This is a genomic window from Vibrio sp. OPT46 (assembly GCF_015163535.1).
Lineage (GTDB): Bacteria > Pseudomonadota > Gammaproteobacteria > Enterobacterales > Vibrionaceae > Vibrio > Vibrio alginolyticus.
This window is the reverse complement of sequence record NZ_JADDYG010000197.1, coordinates 1-313: the sequence shown is the minus strand read 5'-3', so window position 1 is coordinate 313 and position 313 is coordinate 1. Positions and strand designations below refer to the sequence as shown.

Annotated in this window: 1 protein-coding gene; it reads left to right on the top strand. The window is 39.0% G+C overall.

Going from position 1 to position 313, the window contains the following annotated elements:
• Positions 1–313 (top strand): hypothetical protein (locus IQR33_RS08740; RefSeq protein WP_193843641.1); only part of this gene is annotated, 313 nt, incomplete at both ends.

The following is a 313-nucleotide window of genomic DNA, read 5'->3' as shown; positions in this document are numbered from 1 at the left end:
CCAAAACAACGATAACAACTACTCACTTCAGCAAGTTATTGACACAACCGCATCCGATGACGATTACATCGCAAAAATTCCGCACGAAACGCTGTTAGATAGCAATGGGCGAGTAGAGGATGTCATTTATTACATTCCTTTTGTAAGAGATATTTTGGGTGACAGCTTTAAATCGGTATCAGAAAACAGTAGTCAAAAGTTAGTCATTCAAACCATCGATGAGTCTGATAACGAAAGCACTCCAAGAGAAGTATATTTTAGAAGTAGCTTTGACCTACCAACCATAAAAGTGGTGACACCATTTATTGGTGCG